The organism is Rhodococcus sp. D-46 (genome assembly GCF_011290655.1).
Taxonomy (GTDB): Bacteria; Actinomycetota; Actinomycetes; order Mycobacteriales; family Mycobacteriaceae; genus Rhodococcus_F; species Rhodococcus_F qingshengii.
The window spans coordinates 263,911-282,814 of sequence record NZ_JAANTF010000003.1 but is presented as its reverse complement, the minus strand read 5'-3'; the positions used below and the strand labels follow the sequence as shown (position 1 = coordinate 282,814).

General features: G+C 61.2%; 15 protein-coding genes. 7 read left to right on the top strand and 8 right to left on the bottom strand.

Translation table 11 applies throughout. The features are described from left to right. Positions 1-10 precede the first annotated feature (10 nt). Together G9U53_RS09335 and G9U53_RS09330 are read right to left on the bottom strand one after the other, a co-directional pair. A complete protein-coding gene (locus G9U53_RS09335; protein WP_042920475.1) occupies positions 11-514 on the bottom strand; it encodes an SRPBCC family protein in 504 nt (167 codons plus the stop codon). Positions 515-586: 72 nt separating this feature from the next. Next, entirely contained in the window at positions 587-1,162 is a 576-nt protein-coding gene (locus G9U53_RS09330) for a TetR/AcrR family transcriptional regulator (protein WP_003945856.1), read from the bottom strand. An 85-nt stretch (positions 1,163-1,247) separates the two neighbouring features. Here G9U53_RS09330 and G9U53_RS09325 point away from each other — a divergent pair, with 85 nt between their 5' ends. From G9U53_RS09325 to G9U53_RS09315, 3 genes are all read left to right on the top strand, one after another. Continuing rightward, positions 1,248-1,706, top strand: a complete 459-nt coding sequence (locus tag G9U53_RS09325; RefSeq protein WP_003945940.1) for a PaaI family thioesterase — start codon at positions 1,248-1,250, stop codon at positions 1,704-1,706. A gap of 227 nt (positions 1,707-1,933) precedes the next feature. After that, entirely contained in the window at positions 1,934-3,235 is a 1,302-nt protein-coding gene (locus G9U53_RS09320) for a TrpB-like pyridoxal phosphate-dependent enzyme (protein WP_003945451.1), read from the top strand. Between the two features lie 142 nt (positions 3,236-3,377). Beyond that, positions 3,378-4,802, top strand: coding sequence for a PQQ-binding-like beta-propeller repeat protein (locus tag G9U53_RS09315; protein ID WP_083056068.1), 1,425 nt, complete (start codon positions 3,378-3,380; stop codon positions 4,800-4,802). Between the two features lie 640 nt (positions 4,803-5,442). Here the strand turns inward: G9U53_RS09315 and G9U53_RS09310 are convergent. Then, positions 5,443-6,660 carry a helix-turn-helix domain-containing protein gene (locus G9U53_RS09310; protein WP_041814672.1) on the bottom strand — a complete coding sequence of 406 codons (1,218 nt, stop codon included), beginning with the start codon at positions 6,658-6,660 and terminating at the stop codon, positions 5,443-5,445. Positions 6,661-7,061: 401 nt separating this feature from the next. Between G9U53_RS09310 and G9U53_RS09305 the strand changes: the two genes are divergently transcribed. Both G9U53_RS09305 and G9U53_RS09300 read left to right on the top strand, forming a co-directional pair. Beyond that, the gene (locus tag G9U53_RS09305; RefSeq protein ID WP_083056066.1) at positions 7,062-8,402 is read left to right on the top strand and encodes an MFS transporter; all 1,341 of its coding nucleotides are present in this window, start codon (positions 7,062-7,064) and stop codon (positions 8,400-8,402) included. A 257-nt stretch (positions 8,403-8,659) separates the two neighbouring features. Further along, complete coding sequence (locus tag G9U53_RS09300) at positions 8,660-9,970, top strand: FAD-dependent oxidoreductase (RefSeq protein WP_042449434.1); 1,311 nt, start codon at positions 8,660-8,662, stop codon at positions 9,968-9,970. 163 nt (positions 9,971-10,133) lie between these two features. On the opposite strand, the gene G9U53_RS09295 is transcribed toward G9U53_RS09300, so the two are convergent. Both G9U53_RS09295 and G9U53_RS09290 read right to left on the bottom strand, forming a co-directional pair. After that, complete coding sequence (locus G9U53_RS09295) at positions 10,134-11,006, bottom strand: alpha/beta hydrolase-fold protein (protein ID WP_064443112.1); 873 nt, start codon at positions 11,004-11,006, stop codon at positions 10,134-10,136. Further along, positions 11,003-12,229 carry an amidohydrolase family protein gene (locus tag G9U53_RS09290; protein WP_242692483.1) on the bottom strand — a complete coding sequence of 409 codons (1,227 nt, stop codon included), beginning with the start codon at positions 12,227-12,229 and terminating at the stop codon, positions 11,003-11,005. The genes G9U53_RS09295 and G9U53_RS09290 overlap by 4 nt, the downstream gene beginning before the upstream one ends. 98 nt (positions 12,230-12,327) lie before the next feature. Here G9U53_RS09290 and G9U53_RS09285 point away from each other — a divergent pair, with 98 nt between their 5' ends. Together G9U53_RS09285 and G9U53_RS09280 are read left to right on the top strand one after the other, a co-directional pair. After that, complete coding sequence (locus tag G9U53_RS09285; RefSeq protein WP_007734140.1) at positions 12,328-12,891, top strand: TetR/AcrR family transcriptional regulator; 564 nt, start codon at positions 12,328-12,330, stop codon at positions 12,889-12,891. Between the two features lie 250 nt (positions 12,892-13,141). Next, positions 13,142-13,510: a cupin domain-containing protein gene (locus G9U53_RS09280; protein ID WP_058039220.1), complete on the top strand. Its 369-nt coding sequence runs from the start codon at positions 13,142-13,144 to the stop codon at positions 13,508-13,510. A 26-nt stretch (positions 13,511-13,536) separates the two neighbouring features. Here the strand turns inward: G9U53_RS09280 and recD are convergent, their stop codons facing one another. The 3 genes from recD to G9U53_RS09265 are packed head-to-tail and all read right to left on the bottom strand — an operon-like array spanning position 13,537 to position 18,901. Continuing rightward, positions 13,537-15,405, bottom strand: coding sequence for an exodeoxyribonuclease V subunit alpha (recD, locus tag G9U53_RS09275; protein WP_165638610.1), 1,869 nt, complete (start codon positions 15,403-15,405; stop codon positions 13,537-13,539). Beyond that, a complete protein-coding gene (locus G9U53_RS09270; RefSeq protein ID WP_165638609.1) occupies positions 15,402-15,587 on the bottom strand; it encodes a hypothetical protein in 186 nt (61 codons plus the stop codon). The genes recD and G9U53_RS09270 overlap by 4 nt, the downstream gene beginning before the upstream one ends. After that, entirely contained in the window at positions 15,584-18,901 is a 3,318-nt protein-coding gene (locus tag G9U53_RS09265) for a UvrD-helicase domain-containing protein (RefSeq protein WP_165638608.1), read from the bottom strand. Before G9U53_RS09265 ends, G9U53_RS09270 begins: the two co-directional genes overlap by 4 nt. Positions 18,902-18,904: the final 3 nt, after the last annotated feature.

Genomic DNA, 18,904 nt, shown 5'->3' with positions numbered 1-18,904 from the left:
GGGAAGAAAGTCAATGGCGTGGCGCAGAACCGAAGTGCCGCTTGGTATCGCGCACGAAGCTCGAGAAGATCAGTGAGTTGACCGGTAGCCCGCCACGCACCGCGAGCGACAGCTTCGGACGCGGCGAGAATGCAAAATTCCACTGCAGTCTCGAACCCACTGCGAGCTCATCGACGCGGTAGTCCTCCGCGAAGGATTGGAACAGCGGAACATTGGACTGTTCGACGTAAAACGAGTGCCGACGCGTTTCGTCGTCCCAGGTGATGAACTTTTCGCGCATCTGCATCGCACCACCGCCCACCTCCGCGATTCGGCGCGTGCCGACGCCGTAGGGGCGCGGCGAGGTGTAGTGCACTTTGGTGAGCAGCCGGCACCACGACAGCGGTTCGTCCGCGGTCAGACCAGCCCAGACGTCATCCGGTTCGGCGGTGAGGTCGATCGAGTACGTGAAGATATGCGGTGCCGTGTCGAAGAAATCGACACCGACCGGTTCGAGGTCGAACCAATGTGTCATCGCCTACTCCTGCCCAATTAGCCGTTACATGAAGTTACGGATACTTGACGACCGAAGTCAACCCCCGAAGGCTCAGCCGGACCAAGCCTCAGAACGAGAGAGCCCCTGCAGTGAAGCGATGACCTGTTCGAGCGGCTCGATACTTCGAGTCGTCTGGCACACCGCCACCGCACCTTCGACCGACGTGATCGTCAGGTTTGCCATCGATTTTGCCTGCACTGCAGGATAACCCGCAGTTTCGAGTTGCGATTCGATCAACTTCTGCCATCCCAGCATGACCTCAGCCGACACTTCCGCGACTTCTGGCTCACTGGCACGCGCCAACCCGCCGGCAATCACCGGGCAGCCGATCGCGAAGTCCGAGCGTGTGAGATTGAGTCGCCAGATGTCTCCGACCGCTTCGATCACGTCGGCCGTGGAACCGGTAGCCGCAGCCGAGCTGATCCGTCTGGTGATGATCGCACCGGCCGCGCGCACGGCTTCGACCATCAACTCGGTCTTACCGCCAGGAAAGTGGTGGTAGATCGACCCACGGGGTGCGCCGCTGTGCTTGATGACGTCGCTGAAGGACGTCGCGTCGACACCGTTGCGGCTGATCAGTTCAACCGCACTGCGAATCATGCGATCACGTGAGCTCAGCTCTGCCATGTCACAGATCCTTCGGCCGTCGGTACACCTGTCGACTCATACGCTACGTTATGTATGACGACCTACATAGTGATGGGATGAAACAATGAGTGACGAGACAACCGCGACCGTCGATCCGGCGCAGATGACAGGCCTCGAACTTCTCCGCTGGATGGGAACCCAGGTCAACGACCGACCCAGCATCGGACGCCTCCTCGGCATGGAGATGCGCGAGGTCAACGAGGGATCCGTCAGCTTCGCCCTGACCCCGCGCGCCGATTTCAGCAACCCGCTCGGCACTGTGCACGGCGGCATCTGCGCAACGCTGCTCGACTCGGTCATGGGCTGCGCGGTACACACGATGCTTCCGGCCGGCGTCGGCTACACGACCCTCGAACTCAAGCTCAACTACATCCGCACGGTGCCTCTCGACGGTGACGAACTGACAGCCCACGGCAGCGTCATTCACGTGGGCGGGCGTACCGCGACGGCAGAGGGCAAGGTCCTCGACAAAAACGGCAAGTTGGTGGCGCATGGAACCACGACGTGCATGATTTTTCGCTGAGCCCGACGTGAGCAGGGTGCGAGTGCCGATGTACGATCGGCTCGTGACCCTGCTCACTGCGCACCTCTGGTGGCCCGACCGCTGACGGTCAGCCGCAACTGCGTGCTGCCCGGACCGATATCGGGTGGTCCAGCAGGCTCCTCTCAGGATCCCCGATCCGGCAAATGCCGTACGCGTCGTCGCTACGACCGCCAAGATCAGGTACCGAATCCACGAAGGAGAGTTAGTTGACCACCACCCCACTCAACCGTTCGCTCGAGCCTTTGGGCGTCTCCATCCCGTCGAAAGTGCCGACGCACTGGTACAACCTGGCGGCTGACCTCCCCGAGCCTGTTCCCCCGCACCTGCATCCGGGCACTCGTGAGCCGCTCGGCCCCGAGGACTTGGCGCCGCTGTTCCCGATGAACCTCATCGCGCAGGAAGTCGCAACCGAGCGCTACATCGAGATCCCGGAGACGGTTCGCGAGATCTACGGCATGTGGAGGCCCTCTCCCCTGTTCCGCGCGCATCGACTCGAGCGCGCTCTCGGCACACCTGCCCGCATCTACTACAAGTACGAAGGCGTGAGCCCGGTCGGTTCACACAAGCCGAATACTGCTGTCGCGCAGGCTTACTACAACGCAATCGAGGGAACCACCAAGCTCACCACCGAAACCGGTGCGGGACAGTGGGGTGCGTCGCTGTCGTTCGCGGGCGCGCTGCTCGGACTCGACGTCGAGGTATGGCAGGTTCGCTCGTCCTTCGATTCGAAGCCGTACCGACGCATCCAGATGGAGGCGTACGGCGGAATCTGTCACCCGTCACCTTCGGACCTGACGGAAGCCGGACGCGCACTGTTGAAGTCGCATCCCGACACCACCGGCTCGCTCGGTATGGCCATCAGTGAGGCCGTCGAGGTCGCTGCGCAGGATCCGAACACGCACTACTCACTCGGTAGCGTGCTGAACCACGTCATGCTGCACCAGACCGTGATCGGTCAGGAAGCAATGGTCCAGCTCGAAGAAGCCGGCGACGCCGTCCCCGACACCGTGTTCGGTTGCGCCGGCGGCGGTTCCAACCTCGCCGGACTCACCTTCCCGTTCCTGGGACGAAACCTTCGCGAAGGCACCAAGACTCGTCTGGTCGCCTGCGAGCCGTCGGCATGCCCGTCCCTCACCCAGGGCGAGTACCGCTACGACTTCGGTGACGTCGCCGGCCTGACGCCGCTGCTCAAGATGCACACTCTGGGTAAGGATTTCGTACCGCCGGCCATCCATGCCGGTGGCCTCCGCTACCACGGCATGTCGCCGATGGTCTCGCACGCGGTCAACCTCGGACTCATGGATGCAATTGCCGTCGATCAGGACGACGCACTCCAGGCAGGTCTGATTTTCGCCCGCGCCGAAGGAATCATCCCGGCTCCGGAATCAACCCACGCGGTTGCCGGCGCTATCGCTCACGCCCGTGCCGTCACCGAACCCGAGGTGATCGTGATCGGGCTGTCCGGCAACGGTCAGTTGGATCTTCCGGCGTACTCGCCTTACGTCTGACGCAGTCGGTGTGGTGGTCTCGTGCGTACGAGGCCACCACACTTCGTCACACCGAGCACGTGGGCTCGATCTCGCGATCGACATCGTGCCGGCCGTCCGCGAAACGAACCGATCAGTTTGATCGATCGGTTACGGTCTTTCGATGCAGCTTCGGTTGAAGGAACATTGGAAACTGGTCGCACTCGGACTGGCATTGCTCGTGGCGATCGCGTTCATCGTCGTATCGGTAATCTCCGACTCCAGTGATGCGGCATGGCCGAAGCAGAAGACAGGCGGTCCGATCGTCGAGCAAGGCGTTGTCGACGTAGACCTCTCCGATCCTCCGCAACAAGCCTGGGAACTCGATGTCCGAGCGCTCACGGACAACCCCGGGGACGTGCTGCTGTCGATGCCTTCCACACTCGATAGCTACTACGGCTACGGCAACACGTACCAAGTCGGTGACGTGCTGGTGGCCGCGACTGCTTATCCGCTTCCCAAGACCGACGAGTCTTCGTCGAGTCAGGGAGTCGGTGCCGTCACACTCGTCGGGGTGAATCCCGACGACGGAAGTCCGCTGTGGAAAACGCGAATCGGCGGAGTCATCGGCCAGTGCAGTCAGCAGAACGAATCCACGATCATCGCGTGCTGGGGCGATCGACGGATGATCTTTGTCGATACCGCGACCGGAACTCTGATGTCCGACCTCGGAACCGACTTCGATCTCAATGGCGCCACCATCGCCGGAGACACCGTGTACACGTCCGGCGAAAGGATGGACGGAACGGTTCGAACACGAATTCTTGCCAGCGGCACCACAACCAATTTGACTGCCAACTTCGTGCGTACCTTCGAACCAAGTGAGAAGTTCGGAGCCGTCTACACGGTCCCTCACACCGACACTGTCATTGCGATGGAACAGGGCGACGGCGGGGACCCGCAGTACCGCTATCGAATCTACGATCTGCAGTCCGGCGCCGAGCGTTTCCGATTCGAGGGCGATTCGCTTGTCCCTACCGGGAACGGATTGTTCCTCACCAGTGTCGGCGGCCGGTCGGGATATGCCGGAACCCAAAACCTCTTGGCTTCCGACGGATCCACGATTCGTGCGATACCGATTCCCTCGTACTCATCGTCGTCCTACCCGAGTAAGCCCTCGACGGCGGTGCCGATGTTTCTCGGCGACGGCGCCTACGATCCGGAGTCGGGTGACGAACTCTGGCGCAGTTCACAAATCGTCAACACCGCGACGGCCGGGACAGGAAGCGCCATCGCCGCAGTGGTAGGAAAAACAATCCTGGTCACGTCTCCCGAGACTCGCACAATCTCGGGTCTCGACATCGAGAGTGGCCGACAGTTGTGGCAAACGCCCTGGCAAGACGCGTACTGGGTTCGCAGCGGGGTAACCGATGGCGACCACTTCGTCTTCAGCGACTACACCGGCATGCACGCGATCCGGGCTCGCGACGGAAAGATGACGTGGTCGGTTCCCCTTCCCCCAGAAGTTGATCCACGCGGAGTCGTCGTCTCGAATGCCGGCAAAAACGTGTCGTTCTCCTGGCAGAACCATTTCACCGTTTGGCGTTAGGCCGGCAACATCACCGATACCGTGTCGTACTGACCAGCCAGTTCAGCAGCAAGCAAATGGCTAGACGTGCAGCATCAATGGCCACAATCCAGTCTGGCGCGTTTGTTCAATTTCGGGGGAACGATCTCGAACAACTGCATATATCTCCGCGACTCCCATTTCGGAAAGATCAGACCAGACCTGCAGTGAGGGGTGCGCAAAAATCGCACCGACTCAGGTATCTGATCCAACCCAACCGTAAAGGGAGCCAACGGGATGGTCGCGAAATCCCCAATTTGCAGTCGGCAACAAATAGTCCAGTTCGCGCGCGAACATCTGCGTACCGGGGGACCGAACTCAGACCAAATTCGTCGTCATTTCGGTTTGCAAAAACGCGCGTTCTTCACGCAGCTCGACACCCATCTGGACGATTCTGCACTTTCAATGCCCGAAAAAGTTGCACTCCGCCGCATCTGCCGACAGGAGAATAGAAGGTGCCCTTTCAAACGTATGAACGTCTCAGCAGGTCAAGCCAACCCACCCCGGCCGATGTACGACGCGCTTCCTTTCCCACCCCAGAACCATCATGCTTGACGATCGAAAGCCGCCAACTACGTTGAGCCGCTGGATTCTTCCGCAGTCCCCTCTTCTCGGATCGGGATCATCGGAGATCCAACAGCCGCGCGACTTTCAGGCTCAAATGCAAGGCCAACCGGTCGTCGCCGTTTGCCAAGTCTGCTCGTGTTATCTCCTGAATTCGCCGCAAGCGATAGTACAAGCTCCCTCGATGCACACAGAGCGCCTCTGACGTTCGCTTTACGTCACCGGCATTGTCCAAAAAGCTCTCCAGCGTCGCGAGAAGAGCCTCACTTTTCGAGTCCTCATGGCTGAGCAAGGACTGCAAACCTGAGTGAATACTGTTCTCGAGTCGATCCTCCGACAGTTCGGCCAGAAGTCCGTAGACGCCGAGATCCCGATAACGCACAACATTTCCGAGCACCTTGACGACCTGGGCCACATCTGCGGAACGTCTGGACTCTTCGTAGGATTCGCGCACATCCGCAACCGAGGTTCGCGGTTCACCGATACCGACCCAACATTCGATGTTCTGGCGCCCACTTTCAGACAAGACTCGCTCCCGGGCTGCCACGATCAGCGAGTCCAGATGGGTTTGAGTCGAGCGTTCGGCCACCGATACGATCAACAGACTGTGGTCGGGGCGGTCGAGTTGGATTGCACTGTTCCGCGGGAGCCTCCGACGAAGCTGATCGACGCCGACGGCAACACTCAGACGATCTCTTTCGGTCAATGTCGACTGGTCGCCAGGACGGAGCAACACAGTGACCACGACTGCTGGACCCGCAGCCAACAAGCCCTCCTCGGCCAACCTGTTTGCCGCGTCCTCGCGCAGCGACCGCTCGCCCGACAGGACGTCTCGAGTAAGTTCCCGCTCCCGACTTCGGGACAACTCGTCCAGCAACTGTTCGCGGTGGAGGATCATCGCTGCCGCATCAGCCGTGCGCCTCAAGACCTCGGCTTGATCCTCGTCAACTTCGCCCTCCGAAGTCAACAGCCAGACGAAGCCCAGCAGCGCATTGCGGTACCGGATCGGCATCCCGACCCGGCCAAGGGTCAGCCCTAGTTCTTCGTTGACGGGAACAGTGAAGAGATCGAGGGCTTCACGGCCTCCACTCGCGTAGATGAAGTCTACGATCTCGCGTGAAACATTCCGCTGTAGAACGGAATTCATTCTGACTGAATCGACGGCACTGTCATGCGAGTTGTACGCGAGCAGACGAATCTGTACATCATCGATCGCAACGGAACGGTCCAGTCGGCGCCCGGTAGTGTCCACCAAATGCTGCAGTTCTCCGACCATGGTCGAACTGTACGAGCCCCCTCTCCGGTTTGCAACATATGCCCAAATTTCTACGTAGAAAATTGAACACATGACAGTGATGCAACTAACTTTTGCACCATAGGCTCGCTTCATGCCAAGCACCCGAGACCCGTGACGTCTTCACTCGGTCCGCAAACCGGCAGAAGTGGCAGCGACGAGATCTGTTGCAGCCGTGGGATTTGCGTAATGGGGAGCGAGGCCGGCCGGCACGATTTCCCTCAGACGAAGTCGCCTCCGACCCGAAATCGACAAACGACCTTCGGTCGCCAGTTCAACATCGAATCCCACCGACCTCTTTCAATGTCGAATACCTCGAATGACATCGGTGACCGTGATATCGCAAAGCCGTTGCCATTCAGCATATCCCGAGAGGAATCATCATGACCGGCACAGCAAATGCTCCTGTAGAGCATCAAACCGAGACGTCACCCGGACGTCGATCGGCACGCCGTAGGGCCCTGATTGCCGGCGCGACAGGCAACATCGTCGAATGGTTCGATTTCACGATCTACGGTTTCACTGCCGCAGTTCTCGCGACAGTGTTCTTCCCTCCGGAGTTCGGCAGTGGCGCACTGCTTGCCACCTTCGCTCTTTACGGAGTCGCATTCTTGGCCAGACCTGCCGGCGGCATATTCTTCGGAAGTCTGGGTGACCGCCTCGGCCGACGGAGGTCACTGTCCCTGGCAATTACGCTCATGGGCTGCTCGACGGCGGCAATCGGTCTCCTACCGACGTACGCTTCGATCGGTGTTGCCGCACCGCTGTTGCTGCTGCTGTGCCGATTGGTTCAAGGATTCTCGGCCGGGGGCGAATACACCGGAGCTGCCACCTTCGTCGTCGAGCATGCGCCGTCCCACCGCCGAGGCTTGTACGCAGGGATAATCAGCTCTTCGTCATTTGTCGGCAGCATCTTGGCCACGGTCACAGTCTTGTCATTCAGCTCGGTCGGCGCTGAGCACTTCGCCGACGGAGGATGGCGTTGGCCGTTCATCATCGGAGGCGTTGTCGCCATGGTGGGCCTGTTCATGAGGCTTGCCGTCGAGGAGACTCCGGCGTTCAAGGAAATGCAAGAAAACGATTCCCTTCCAAACCGCCCACTCGCAGATCTGTTCCGCAATCACTGGCGGACTCTGCTCACGTCCTTCGTGTACTTCGCCTCGCTCGGTGTCGTTACTCATATGCTGCTCGGCTACATGCCGACATTTCTGGTTCTCTCAGCCGATGTTCCGAGCACGGTTGCACTGCTGATGACAACCGGCGCTTTGGTTCTCGCAGTACCGCTGTTCATCTTCTTCGGCGCCACAGTCGACCGAATCGGCCGGAGGCCACTCGTCAGAATCGGCATGGTGATGTCAGTTTTCGTCTCGGTGCCCAGCTACATGCTCATCGGTACCGGAAACATTTTCGCGATTGCCGTTGCACTGGCTTCTCTGGTCCTCGCGCTTTCCTTACTCGCGTCCGCTTTGCTCGTAATTCTCGAAATGATGCCGACGCATGCGCGATTCACCGGCACGGCAATCCCCTACAACATCGCATATGCACTTTTTGCAGGGACCGCTCCTCTGGTGTGCGCAGCACTGGTCAACGCCACTGGAAGCGATCTGTCGCCTGCCTTCTATGCGACCGCCATCGCTTTGATCGCGCTTCCCATTCTGTGGCGAGGGATTCCGGAAACGAAAAACTGGTCTGCCACGCAGGGCAGCCCGACGAAACATTTCTGACAACGGACGCGCCACGGCTGTGATTTTTTGCGCAGCTGTCGATAGCGTTCCGATGGCCGCCACGAGAGAGTTGAGGGCGACGAACACCTCTGGACTTTCAGGTGCCAAATTCATTAAGGCAGAGCCGAATCCGAGAAGTCGGGATGAAGCTCTCCAGAGGAAGTCGACGGCGTCGGAATTACCAGAACCCAAGCTTGCCGGATCGAACAGCTGTGCTTTCGATCCGGCGAAGCCATCAGTAGAAAGAGAGGCCGAAAGTGCCTACCGACAAGACCGATGCAGTTGTGGTCGGAGCTGGAGTGATCGGCAGCTCCATCGCCTACGAACTGGCCGCTCGAGGCTACGAAGTCCTGGTCATCGACAAGTCTGGTGGTCCGGGCTACGGCTCGACCAGTGCATCCAGTGCGGTTATCCGGTTCAACTACTCCACATTCGACGGTATGGCTGCGGCTTGGGAGTCGCTGCATTGCTGGCAAAACTGGAGCGAGCATCTCAACGCGACAGTCGACGGCGCGCTTGCGAAGTTTCGGCAATGCGGGATGGCACTGCTCGATGTCGACGTCGCGCCCCACGCGCGCACGATCGGATTATTCGAGAAGATAGGAATCGATTACCAGCTTTGGGACGCAACGACACTCGTCGAGAAGATTCCCGGTATCGACGCCGGCAAATACTATCCTCCGAAGCCAGTCGACTCGGAGTCCTTCTTCGCAGATGCCGAAACCACGCTCGGCGCGCTGTACACACCTCAGGCGGGGTTCGTCGACGACCCGCAACTGGCTGCCGCGAATCTTGCTGCGGCAGCACGTTCGCACGGTGCGGTTTTCGCATACAACACGCGTGTAGTGGCAGTCGAGCAGTTGCCTGACGGCATCTGGCAGCTAGGGCTCGACGACGGGGAAAGTGTGAAATCCAAGATTGTCGTCAATGCCGCCGGCCCCTGGTCAGGAGCGTTCAACAAGCTGTCGAACGTCGGGGCCGACTTCAAGGTTTCGGTTCGGCCCTTGCGCCAGGAAGTTCATCACGTCACCGCACCCACTGGCTACAACGACGACGAGATCCTCGGCCCGATGATCGCCGATTTGGATCTCGGAACCTACATGCGAGCCGAACCTGGAAACGGTTTCCTTGTCGGCGGAACCGAACCGGATTGCGATCCGCTCGAGTGGATCGACGACCCTGATACCGCCAACCCGAATCGCACTGTTGCCCGGTTCGAAGCGCAGGTTTTCCGCGCCGCCAGGCGTTTCCCCACCCTGGAGGTCCCGTCACAACCGAAAGGTATTGCCGGCGTGTACGACGCAGCATCCGACTGGACCCCGATCTATGACAAGACAGACAGGCAAGGTTTCTACGTCGCCATGGGCACCAGCGGGAACCAATTCAAAAATGCGCCCATCGCTGGGCGCCTCATGTCCAGGATCATCGACCAGGTGGAAGCTGGACACGATCACGACGCTGATCCCCTGACCTATGTCGGGATGCACACCGGGCTCGAAATCGACCTCGGCGCATTCTCCCGCCTTCGGGCACCCAATGCCGAGTCGACCGGGACGGTCATGGGTTAGAAGTCTTGTCCGGCTTGGAGAATCGATAGCCGCGACAACTGAATAGACACGGCTGTGGGTGTCCACCACGTGGTGGACACCCACAGCCGACTTCTCCTTCAACGGCGTCTACGGAAAATCGCCCTAGAACGTGTCAGCGGCACATCGCCTCCGGGACGGAGAGCTAACGTGCATGGCAGCTCTTCAAGTAGCTCAGGAACGATGCCTGCAGCCCGGTTACGTGCGTCTCGTGCAACAACGCGGTCGAAACATCCTGCGACCGTCCCTTGCCATGCAACTGCTCCACGACGGCGAGAACGTTGCGTGACAGTCCGCGATAGATCGGAATGGGTCCAGTCAGTTCGGCTTCGTTCAGCGTGACGTGCAGCTGCGGAACAACTGAGCCCACGCCACGCTCGGGCAGTGCCTCGACCAGTGTGTGGATCTGGCTGTCGGCGTTCACAACTCCGGGACTACCCGCACCGAAGGTCGCGAATGGGGGCGCGTCGCGCAGCCATGCGTAGAGGGCGAAAAGGCCTCCGTACGAGTACCCGAAGAGTCCGTGCCCGGACTCGCTGACACGTAGCTCCGACGAGTACAGGCGAGGGTGGAGTTCGTTGGTCAGGAAGTCGAGGAAGACGTCCGCGTGGGTGTCTGCCAGCTCCTCGAGGTAGGCGTCCACATACTCCTGGGTCATTGCACCCGAGTCGCGAGCAGCGGCAAGAGTAGCCATCATTTCTTCGCCTACCGGTTCCCCGGGCGGCACGAGATCGCGGTTGCGTAGTCGTGCCCAGTTGGCAGCTTCTTCACCGGCATAACCGACGCTGACCTGGATGTACGGGGCGATCGTCAGATACGGGTCTGCCTGCGTGACGATGAGCGGGGCGGTAAGACCTACAGCCCAGTTGCCGTCCATCACGTATATCAGCGGTAAGGGATCCGTGGAGTCCGCGTAGCCGGGGGGTGTGGTCACCCAGATGCCGTAGCTGTACCCCGACTTCGCCGTTATTTCGAAGTACTCCGTGTCTGCAAAACATCCGTGCAGCATTGCGCTCATCGAACCTCTCCCTTCACTACGTGGCCGGCCTTCACGACGAGAACAGCCATGTCCGGATCGGCGAACACCTTGGCGTCGTGGAGCGGGTCTTGCTGCCAGACGACCATGTCCGCCTGCATTCCGACGCGGATCGTCCCGACGCTTTCCCCGATACCGAGGATGTCGGCGTTGACGCTGGTGGCCGATACGAGAGCATGCATCGGCGACTCCAACTCGGCCCGCAAGCGCAACTCCTCGCCTCGGCGCTGCTGGTGCGGCCCGATGAGGTCCGAGCCCAGGCCGATCCTCAGGCCTGCTGCGCGAGAGACCGCGAGCGCCGAGGCCATGCGTTGACGTACTCCGGCGGCGCGGTCTCGTATTGCCGGGTCCAGGTCCATGCTCTCGGTGTCCGTCAACTGCTCGACCACGGCGAAGGTAGGGACCAGAGCCACGTCATGCTCGCGCATCAGCTGGGCGGTCTCTTCGTCGATGTCGGTGCCGTGTTCCACGCACCGGACACCGGCTCGCACTGCGTTGCGAATGCCCGCATTGTTGTGCGCGTGCACCGTGACGTAGGTGCCCCGCGACGCTGCTTCTTCCACTGCCACGGAGATTTCCTCGACGGTGAACTGTGTGTCGGTGAGGCTGTCATGGCCTCCGACGACACCGCCGGTGACGCACAGTTTCAGAAATGTTGCGCCTCGGCGGAACGATTCGCGCACGTTGCGTCGTAGCTCGTCGGCATTACCCGACATCAAGGACAAGGCGCAGAGCCCGGGAATGTGGTGCATGTTCCACAGCTCGGTCGGCTCCCATGCGGCCCCGTAGTAGCCGTGTCCACCGGTCTGGCACTGCACAGGACCGCACGAGAGGACACGCGGACCACGCACCTTGCCGCTCGCAATAACGTCGACGACTCCGCCGTCGATGCCACCGACGTCTCGCACCGTGGTGAAGCCCGCGTCGAGGGCATCGCCCGCGGTGGCGAAGATGCCCGCAGCCAGTTCGGCTGCCGAGAGCTCAAACCCGAATTGCCTTCGGATCGGACTCGAAATACCCAGGTGCACATGAGCATCGATCAGCCCCGGAGTCAGAAGCATGCCGTCCAAGTCAACTGTCGTCGAACCCGACGGCGCCTGTCCGATCGCGGTGACAATGCCGCCACTCACGCACACGTCGACTTCGACCGGGTCGGTGCCCGATCCATCCGCGACCATGCCGCCGGCAAACCATACGTCAGTCAAAGGGACCTCCCGAGCATTGGAAACCACTCTCCTAAACACTGGTGAATTCGATATGCGGTACCGTACTCAACAGTGGTGAACCCGTCAATGGAGGTAGCGTGAGATCGCCGGTTGGGGAGGGTCGAGAGCGACTGTTGCAGGCACTGTTCGACGAGTTCGGTGAAACCGGCCCAAGCCCGAAGCTGTCGATGCGCCAAGTAGCGGAGCGACTCGGAGTGCACCACACGCTGCTGACCTATCACTTCGGATCACGACCGGGGCTCCTCAGCGCCGTGCTGTCGGAAGCTCGCCGCCGTGACAACCTCGTCATCGCCGCGATGGGCAAGGATCTCGGGTTCGCGGCCCTGTGCAGGGCGATCTGGACCTTCTACTCGAACGCCGAGCACGAAGATCGAAGCCGCACCTTTTTTCACCTGGCCGGACTTGCGGTTTACGAGCACAAAGCATTTCAAGATTTCGCCGCCGACCTCGACGATTTGGCGCACCTCCTCGAAGCGGCGGCCCTCCGCGAAGGGTTCACAATGGTGGACGCAAAGCAGCAGAGCATCATCGCAACCGCATGTCTGCGAGGACTGTTGCTACAGAGGTTGCTCACCCCCGACGCCGAGGTCGACGCGGCAGCCGAGCGCTTCATCACCTCGTTGACAGCGTCCACCACGTAAACCCCTCATACACAACCGATCACCCCCGTTCGAGATCACCGGCGCGGGGGCGTTTTCCCTGGGCTCGGGCATGTTTCGGCGTGAGACGGTTCCCTGAGCCCCGGTTGAATGATGGTCGATCACCCTTTCGACATCTGTACGAGCGAAACGCCGAAAGATGCGACAAGTGAATGTATCCCGGCTCAGCAGACACACGACATCATCGACAAGTCCGATGATTCACATGAGTTTCGAAAGTCAGGATTGAATTGTGACCATTGCCTTCCGTGCCGCAGAGTTGAACAGCGCAAGTGGGATCTTCCAGCAAGCACTGCTCGGCCAACCCAGTGCAGAGCCACTCGGCGGAGACATCATCACTCGTGCAGATGTCGAGTTCACCAGTGACGACGGCCGCATTCAATCCGGAGTCTGGGAGAGCGAACCGGGAAAGTCGCGGTGGGAGTTCCTCACCCGCGGCGAGATCATCACCATCGTCTCCGGCGCCATGACCGTGGAGGAGGACGACGGCGATCCCGTACATCTCGTTGCCGGTACGAGTGCAATCTTCCCAATCGGATGGAAGGGTACGTGGACGGTCACCGAGACCGTACGCAAGGTGTTCGTCGTATACAACGTATGACCGAGAGAATCCGCAACATCCGACTTTCACGGCCCGTCGTACGGACGGATCTCACGACGCAGCCCACTTGCCCTGAGTACCTGTCGCTGCACTCCCGCCCTCACGGAATCCTCGGTGCCGATTACTCTCACATGGTTTCTGGCGCGAGTGATCGCCGTGTACAACAACTCCCGAGTCAGCAGTGACGACGCCTCGGCCGGCAACATCACCGATACGGTGTCGTACTGGCTGCCCTGGCTCCGGTGAATCGTCATCGCGTAAACCGTCTGCACCGACGAGAGTTGGCTCGGGTGAATCAGAAACGCATCACTGCCCCGCTGGAATGCGGCAATAGGCACGCCATCCTCACGCTGCACGATCACCCCGGCATCCCCGTTGTAGATTTTCGCCTCGTAGTCGTTGGCCGTCACCAACAGGGGTTGGCCCGGATACCACCTCGTCGGGTCCAGGAATTGCCCTGATGCCGTGCCGACCCACTCCATCGCCTGCTGCGCCCACCTCCCGACACCGTACGGTCCGTCACGGTGGGCGCACAGAAGGCGGTGCGATTCCAAGCCTTTCAGCGCGCCGATCGCATCACCCACCTCGGCCGACGCCGTCACCACCTCTGAACTCGCAACGATGTCGGCGCGCAATGCGTCAACATCCTCGGGCGAATGGAAGGAGACGGCGGGATCACCGCTGCGCAGGATACGCAGAACCTCAGCGGAATCTCCCGCTCGAACTGCCCTGGCCAACGACGCGATGGCTCCGTCGAAGCGGCGCCCGCGTGAGAGTTGAATGATCCCGCCCCGCAGACGATCCTGCTCATCCGCACTCAATGCCTCTTCGGAACCAGTGGCCGTGAGATCGTCACCCACCAACTGTGTCAGCGTCGGATTTCCACTGACCTTTACCGGGCGGGCGACAAGATCAGCAAGAACAGCGCCCGCGTCGACTGAGGTCAACTGGTCGGGATCGCCGACGAGCAGTAGCCGGGCATCGGGGCGAACGGCTTCGAGCAGGCGCGCCATCAACGTAAGGGAGACCATCGACGTCTCGTCGACGACGACCACATCGTAGGGAAGTCTGTTGGTCGCATTGTATTTGAAACGACTCGAACTCCCCCGCTGCCAACCGAGTAGGCGGTGCAGGGTCATGGCCGCGAGTTCTTCGGGAAGGCCAAGGCTCGCGGTCTGCTCACGTACGGACTCCTGCAGCCGTGCTGCGGCTTTACCCGTCGGTGCGGCCAGACCGATACGAGCATTCGAACCCAGTTCCTCCGACAGGAGAGCGAGAATACGTGCGACCGTATGGGTTTTGCCGGTTCCGGGCCCACCGGCGATGACGGTGGTCCACTGTGTCGCGGCGAGAGCAGCTGCTATCCGTTGACGATCCGGCGCGATGGTCGGCCCGTTCTCGTCGACGAACAGCGAATCCAGCCGCGTTCGGACCGCTTTCAGGTCGGCGGGCGGCCACGTGGACGCCCGCTCGTCGAGCACTCGCCGAATCGTCTGCTCCTGCAGAAAATATCGATCGAGGTAGAGGAGTTCACCGTCGTCCGTGTCGACCAACCGGAGCGGTCTGAGAGGTCCGGCGTTTCCGCCGATCACCAGAGGGCTCAGCCGAAGGGCGGCAACGATCTCCGACGGTTCGGGCCACGGCAACGACGTGAGTTCCTCCTCCGTCGCATTGTCGACGCTCACATCACGCATCCGTTGCAGATCGAGGCACACCGAACCTGAGCGCACAGCGCGGACCGCCAACGCTGCGGCCAGCATCACCTCGTCCGACGTTTCACCGCCCAGGCTGCACACTCTCGTCGCGACATGAACATCGGCGGCAACCAGAACCCCGGCTTCGTTGAAGATTCGCACGATCCCTATGGCGCGCTGCGCCAATTGCGCCTCGGTCATCGAATCTTCTCCCCTACTGTGTGGGACGCATCAAGACCGGCCAGCATCACCTCGTCCGACGTTTCACCGCCCAGGCTGCACACTCTCGTCGCGACATGAACATCGGCGGCAACCAGAACCCCGGCTTCGTTGAAGATTCGCACGATCCCTATGGCGCGCTGCGCCAATTGCGCCTCGGTCATCGAATCTTCTCCCCTACTGTGTGGGACGCATCAAGACCGGCCAGCAGATCCGATAGTTCAACCGTCAGCTGAGCAGGCGGTTTCCATTCGAAGACACCGCATTCCGGCGGGCTGTCCGGGCCGAGCATCCCACGCACGAATTGATACTGCGCGCCCCCGAGATGACGGTGCGGATCGTAGTCGGGCAGGCGCCACCGCAGATACCGATGCAGTGCAACCGAATACAGCAGTGCCTGCAGCGGATAGTGCGAGCGCATCATCTCCGTCGCCATGAGTTCACGCGTGTAGTTGGCAGCCGTCAGATCGCCGCGACCGATCCGGTTGGTCTTGTAATCGACGATCACGAACGACGGGCCCGGGATCCGCAAGACCGCGTCGATACTGCCCGTCAGGAATCCGCGCATCGGTGACGTCTCGACACGGTCCAGATAGTCGGCGTACGACGCCAGAATGTCGTCGGAGGAAAGGTGGCGCCTCAACAGTTCCGACACTCCGCGGAGTGTGACACTCATCGACACCGGATCGTCGCCACCGGCCAGTGGGAGTTCGAAATCGAGTTCGGGAAGACGATCTTTCGGCGCGATCGTGGCCAAGGTTCCGAATCCCAAGGGAGTCTGCATCACCAGATACAGCGCATCCGCGAGTGCTTCGGAGTCGACCTCGGCCGCCCGAACCGAGACCGCCTCGGCGCAACGCATCCCGAGTTCCTCTCTCAGATCTGCCACAGCCGTGTCCACCACCTCGAGCACCTCATGCACCAGCGTGCCGAATGCGGCGCCCGCGGGAAGTCCGTTCATGGGTGAAGGGAACGCCTCCAGGGGCGAGGGGGTAATGCTCCCGAGGTCTACGGAATCCTCTGGCTCGTCGTCTTTTTCGGGATCCTCGACCTCGCTGCCCGTGGTCGTGACCGCGTGGTGCGCTCCGGCGGTGAGTGCCGAGTACGACGTACGACGCCACAGAGTGTCCAGGTCTCGATCGAAACGCGCCGCGGCCAGTTCGGTCACGTCCGCAGCCGCTCTGGACCATTGGACGGGCGAGGGCGGATGGGGACCAACAGGTTCCACCGAGATCACGTCGGAAGCTGCTGCCGGCCAAGTTGCGAGCCGTGCTGCGGTTGTACCGTCGTCGAGCACCTTCACTACCCGAGCAGGTTCGGCGATGCCGGGTGTACGTCCGAGCATCAACCGGTGCAGCGGCGAGCGGGAGGTCCCGTAGCTGGGTGCCCACCAGAGCACGAGTTGGCACTGCGCCCGGGTCAGCGCCACGTACAGCAGCCGCAGTTCTTCGCCCGCTTCTTCGGCCTCCGCAACAGTCTTTCTGGCGTTGTACCCCGGGCCTTCCTGCCCGCCGACGTCGAGGATGCGGCGTCCCTCCGGGTCGTGCAACAGCTGCGTCGGCGAGTTGAAGCCGCCAACGCTCTCCCAACTGAACGGGACGTAGACGATCGGGAACTCGAGCCCTTTGGTGGCATGCACCGTAGCGATTTGCACTGCGGCAGCGTCACTGTCGAGGCGACGGCTTCTGTCGGTCGCACTCCCGGACGTCGGGTCCTTGATCCGATCGGAAAGCCAGCGAACCAGTGCGCTCAACCCGAACGCTTCCTCGGTCACGACGCGACCGAGGAGTTGTGCGACGTGCCGCAGATCGGTGAAATCTCGTTCGCCGGACGGGGCCGCGAGTACACGCTTCTCCAGATTTGTTTCGGCAGAGATTCTTTCGAACACAGCCGCAAAACCGACGCGTGCAAACAACCCGGAGTAGGAGCGCAGTCGACCAGCGAGTTCCGCGACGATGTTGTCGCCGTCCTTGTCCAGTTCTTCGGAGGTGCGCCCGAAAATCGGCGAGAGGGCCGTCAACCGGACACGATCGGAGCGATGGGGCTGCTCGATCGCCTGCAACAGCCACAGCCACTGGGTCGCACTGGGTGTCGCGAAAACACTGGACCCTCCGGTCAATACGGAAGGTACACCGACGGCATCGAGAGCATCGCGGATCATCGCCACGTGCTTGTGGGTGCGCACCAACACCGCGACGTCTCCTGGTTCGACCGGGCGTGGATCACCGTCGACTGCCAAGCGGGCATCGCCGCCCAGGAGCGCGACCACGTCTGCTGCGACGTCGTCCGCGACGCGACTGCGAAGTCTGCCTACGGCCGGAAATCCCGAACGATTGAGCGGTCCGGCTCCGGTACGGGGCAGATGGCGTACACGCATCGGCACCGGGCCGAACAACCGAGACTTCTTGTGCGAAGCCTCCACCGGATGCGCGACGATGCCTTCGTTGCCGAGTGCGGCACCACCGTAGAGGTGTTCGAGTGCCGCCAACAACCCTGGGTCGCTACGCCAATTGGTGGTCAACTCCTGGTGCGCATCCGCCTGATCGACCGCATCGAGATAACTCAGGACTTCTGCCCCGCGGAACGCATAGATGGCTTGTTTGGGATCACCGACCAGGACCAGGGTGGTGTGACCGTGGAAGGCCAACCGCAGAATGTCCCACTGCAACGGATCGGTGTCCTGGAACTCGTCGATCAACACAACCTTGAACTTTTCGCGCACCCGACGACACGCGACGGGACCGTATTCCGGATCCGTCAATACACCGTGCAACAGCGTCAGCAGATCGTTGAAGTCGCGAATTCCTTTGGTCCGCTTACGTCGTTCGACCTCGACACGAGCAGCAGCCGCGAAGTGGACGCGCTGACCGGGTGCGGTCTCCTCCTCGCCGTCGGGTTCGAGAATTGCCTGACCATCGCCGACGGCGCTTCGGGCGATGGCCAGCGCGTCCTTCGTGGAGAACGGTGGAGACGAGTCCGTCCGGCTGTAGCGGCTGAGGTACAAATCCGAGACGACCTCACTGATCAGGTCGTCGACCGACTCCACAAAAGTTGTGTCCGGTTCGCGTTCCCCGGCGATGCCGAGTCCGTCGAGCATCCTCTGACAGAAACTGTGGGTGGTCGTGATGGTGCCGGCGTCGAACTCCGCGAGAGCGCGCAGGAGTCGACGACGCCGCACGCCGATCTCCTCGTCGTCAGCTGTGGCGAGGTACGCCACCAGATCATCATCCGACCGCCTCGCCGCCTCCGGGTCGACCAGAGCGGCGGACACTCCCGCGAACCTCTCCCTGGCACGCTCACGAAGTTCCTGAGTGGCGGCCCTACTGAATGTCACCAGCAGAACTTGCGATATGTCGGCGAGACCTTCGGCAACACAACGGGTCGCGAGTCCGACGATCGCGTAGGTCTTGCCAGTTCCGGCGCTCGCTTCCAACACCGTAGTGCCGGTAGGCAGTGGCCCCAATAGATCGAAGTCCACGGG

Excerpts from the sequence above, each read along its gene's own strand:
- G9U53_RS09335 (WP_042920475.1), bottom strand. The coding sequence starts at position 514 with ATGACACATTGGTTCGACCTCGAACCGGTCGGTGTCGATTTCTTCGAC.
- G9U53_RS09330 (WP_003945856.1), bottom strand. The coding sequence starts at position 1,162 with ATGGCAGAGCTGAGCTCACGTGATCGCATGATTCGCAGTGCGGTTGAA.
- G9U53_RS09325 (WP_003945940.1), top strand. The coding sequence starts at position 1,248 with ATGAGTGACGAGACAACCGCGACCGTCGATCCGGCGCAGATGACAGGC.
- G9U53_RS09315 (WP_083056068.1), top strand. The coding sequence starts at position 3,378 with ATGCAGCTTCGGTTGAAGGAACATTGGAAACTGGTCGCACTCGGACTG.
- G9U53_RS09310 (WP_041814672.1), bottom strand. The coding sequence starts at position 6,660 with ATGGTCGGAGAACTGCAGCATTTGGTGGACACTACCGGGCGCCGACTG.
- G9U53_RS09305 (WP_083056066.1), top strand. The coding sequence starts at position 7,062 with ATGACCGGCACAGCAAATGCTCCTGTAGAGCATCAAACCGAGACGTCA.
- G9U53_RS09295 (WP_064443112.1), bottom strand. The coding sequence starts at position 11,006 with ATGAGCGCAATGCTGCACGGATGTTTTGCAGACACGGAGTACTTCGAA.
- recD (WP_165638610.1), bottom strand. The coding sequence starts at position 15,405 with ATGACCGAGGCGCAATTGGCGCAGCGCGCCATAGGGATCGTGCGAATC.
- G9U53_RS09270 (WP_165638609.1), bottom strand. The coding sequence starts at position 15,587 with ATGACCGAGGCGCAATTGGCGCAGCGCGCCATAGGGATCGTGCGAATC.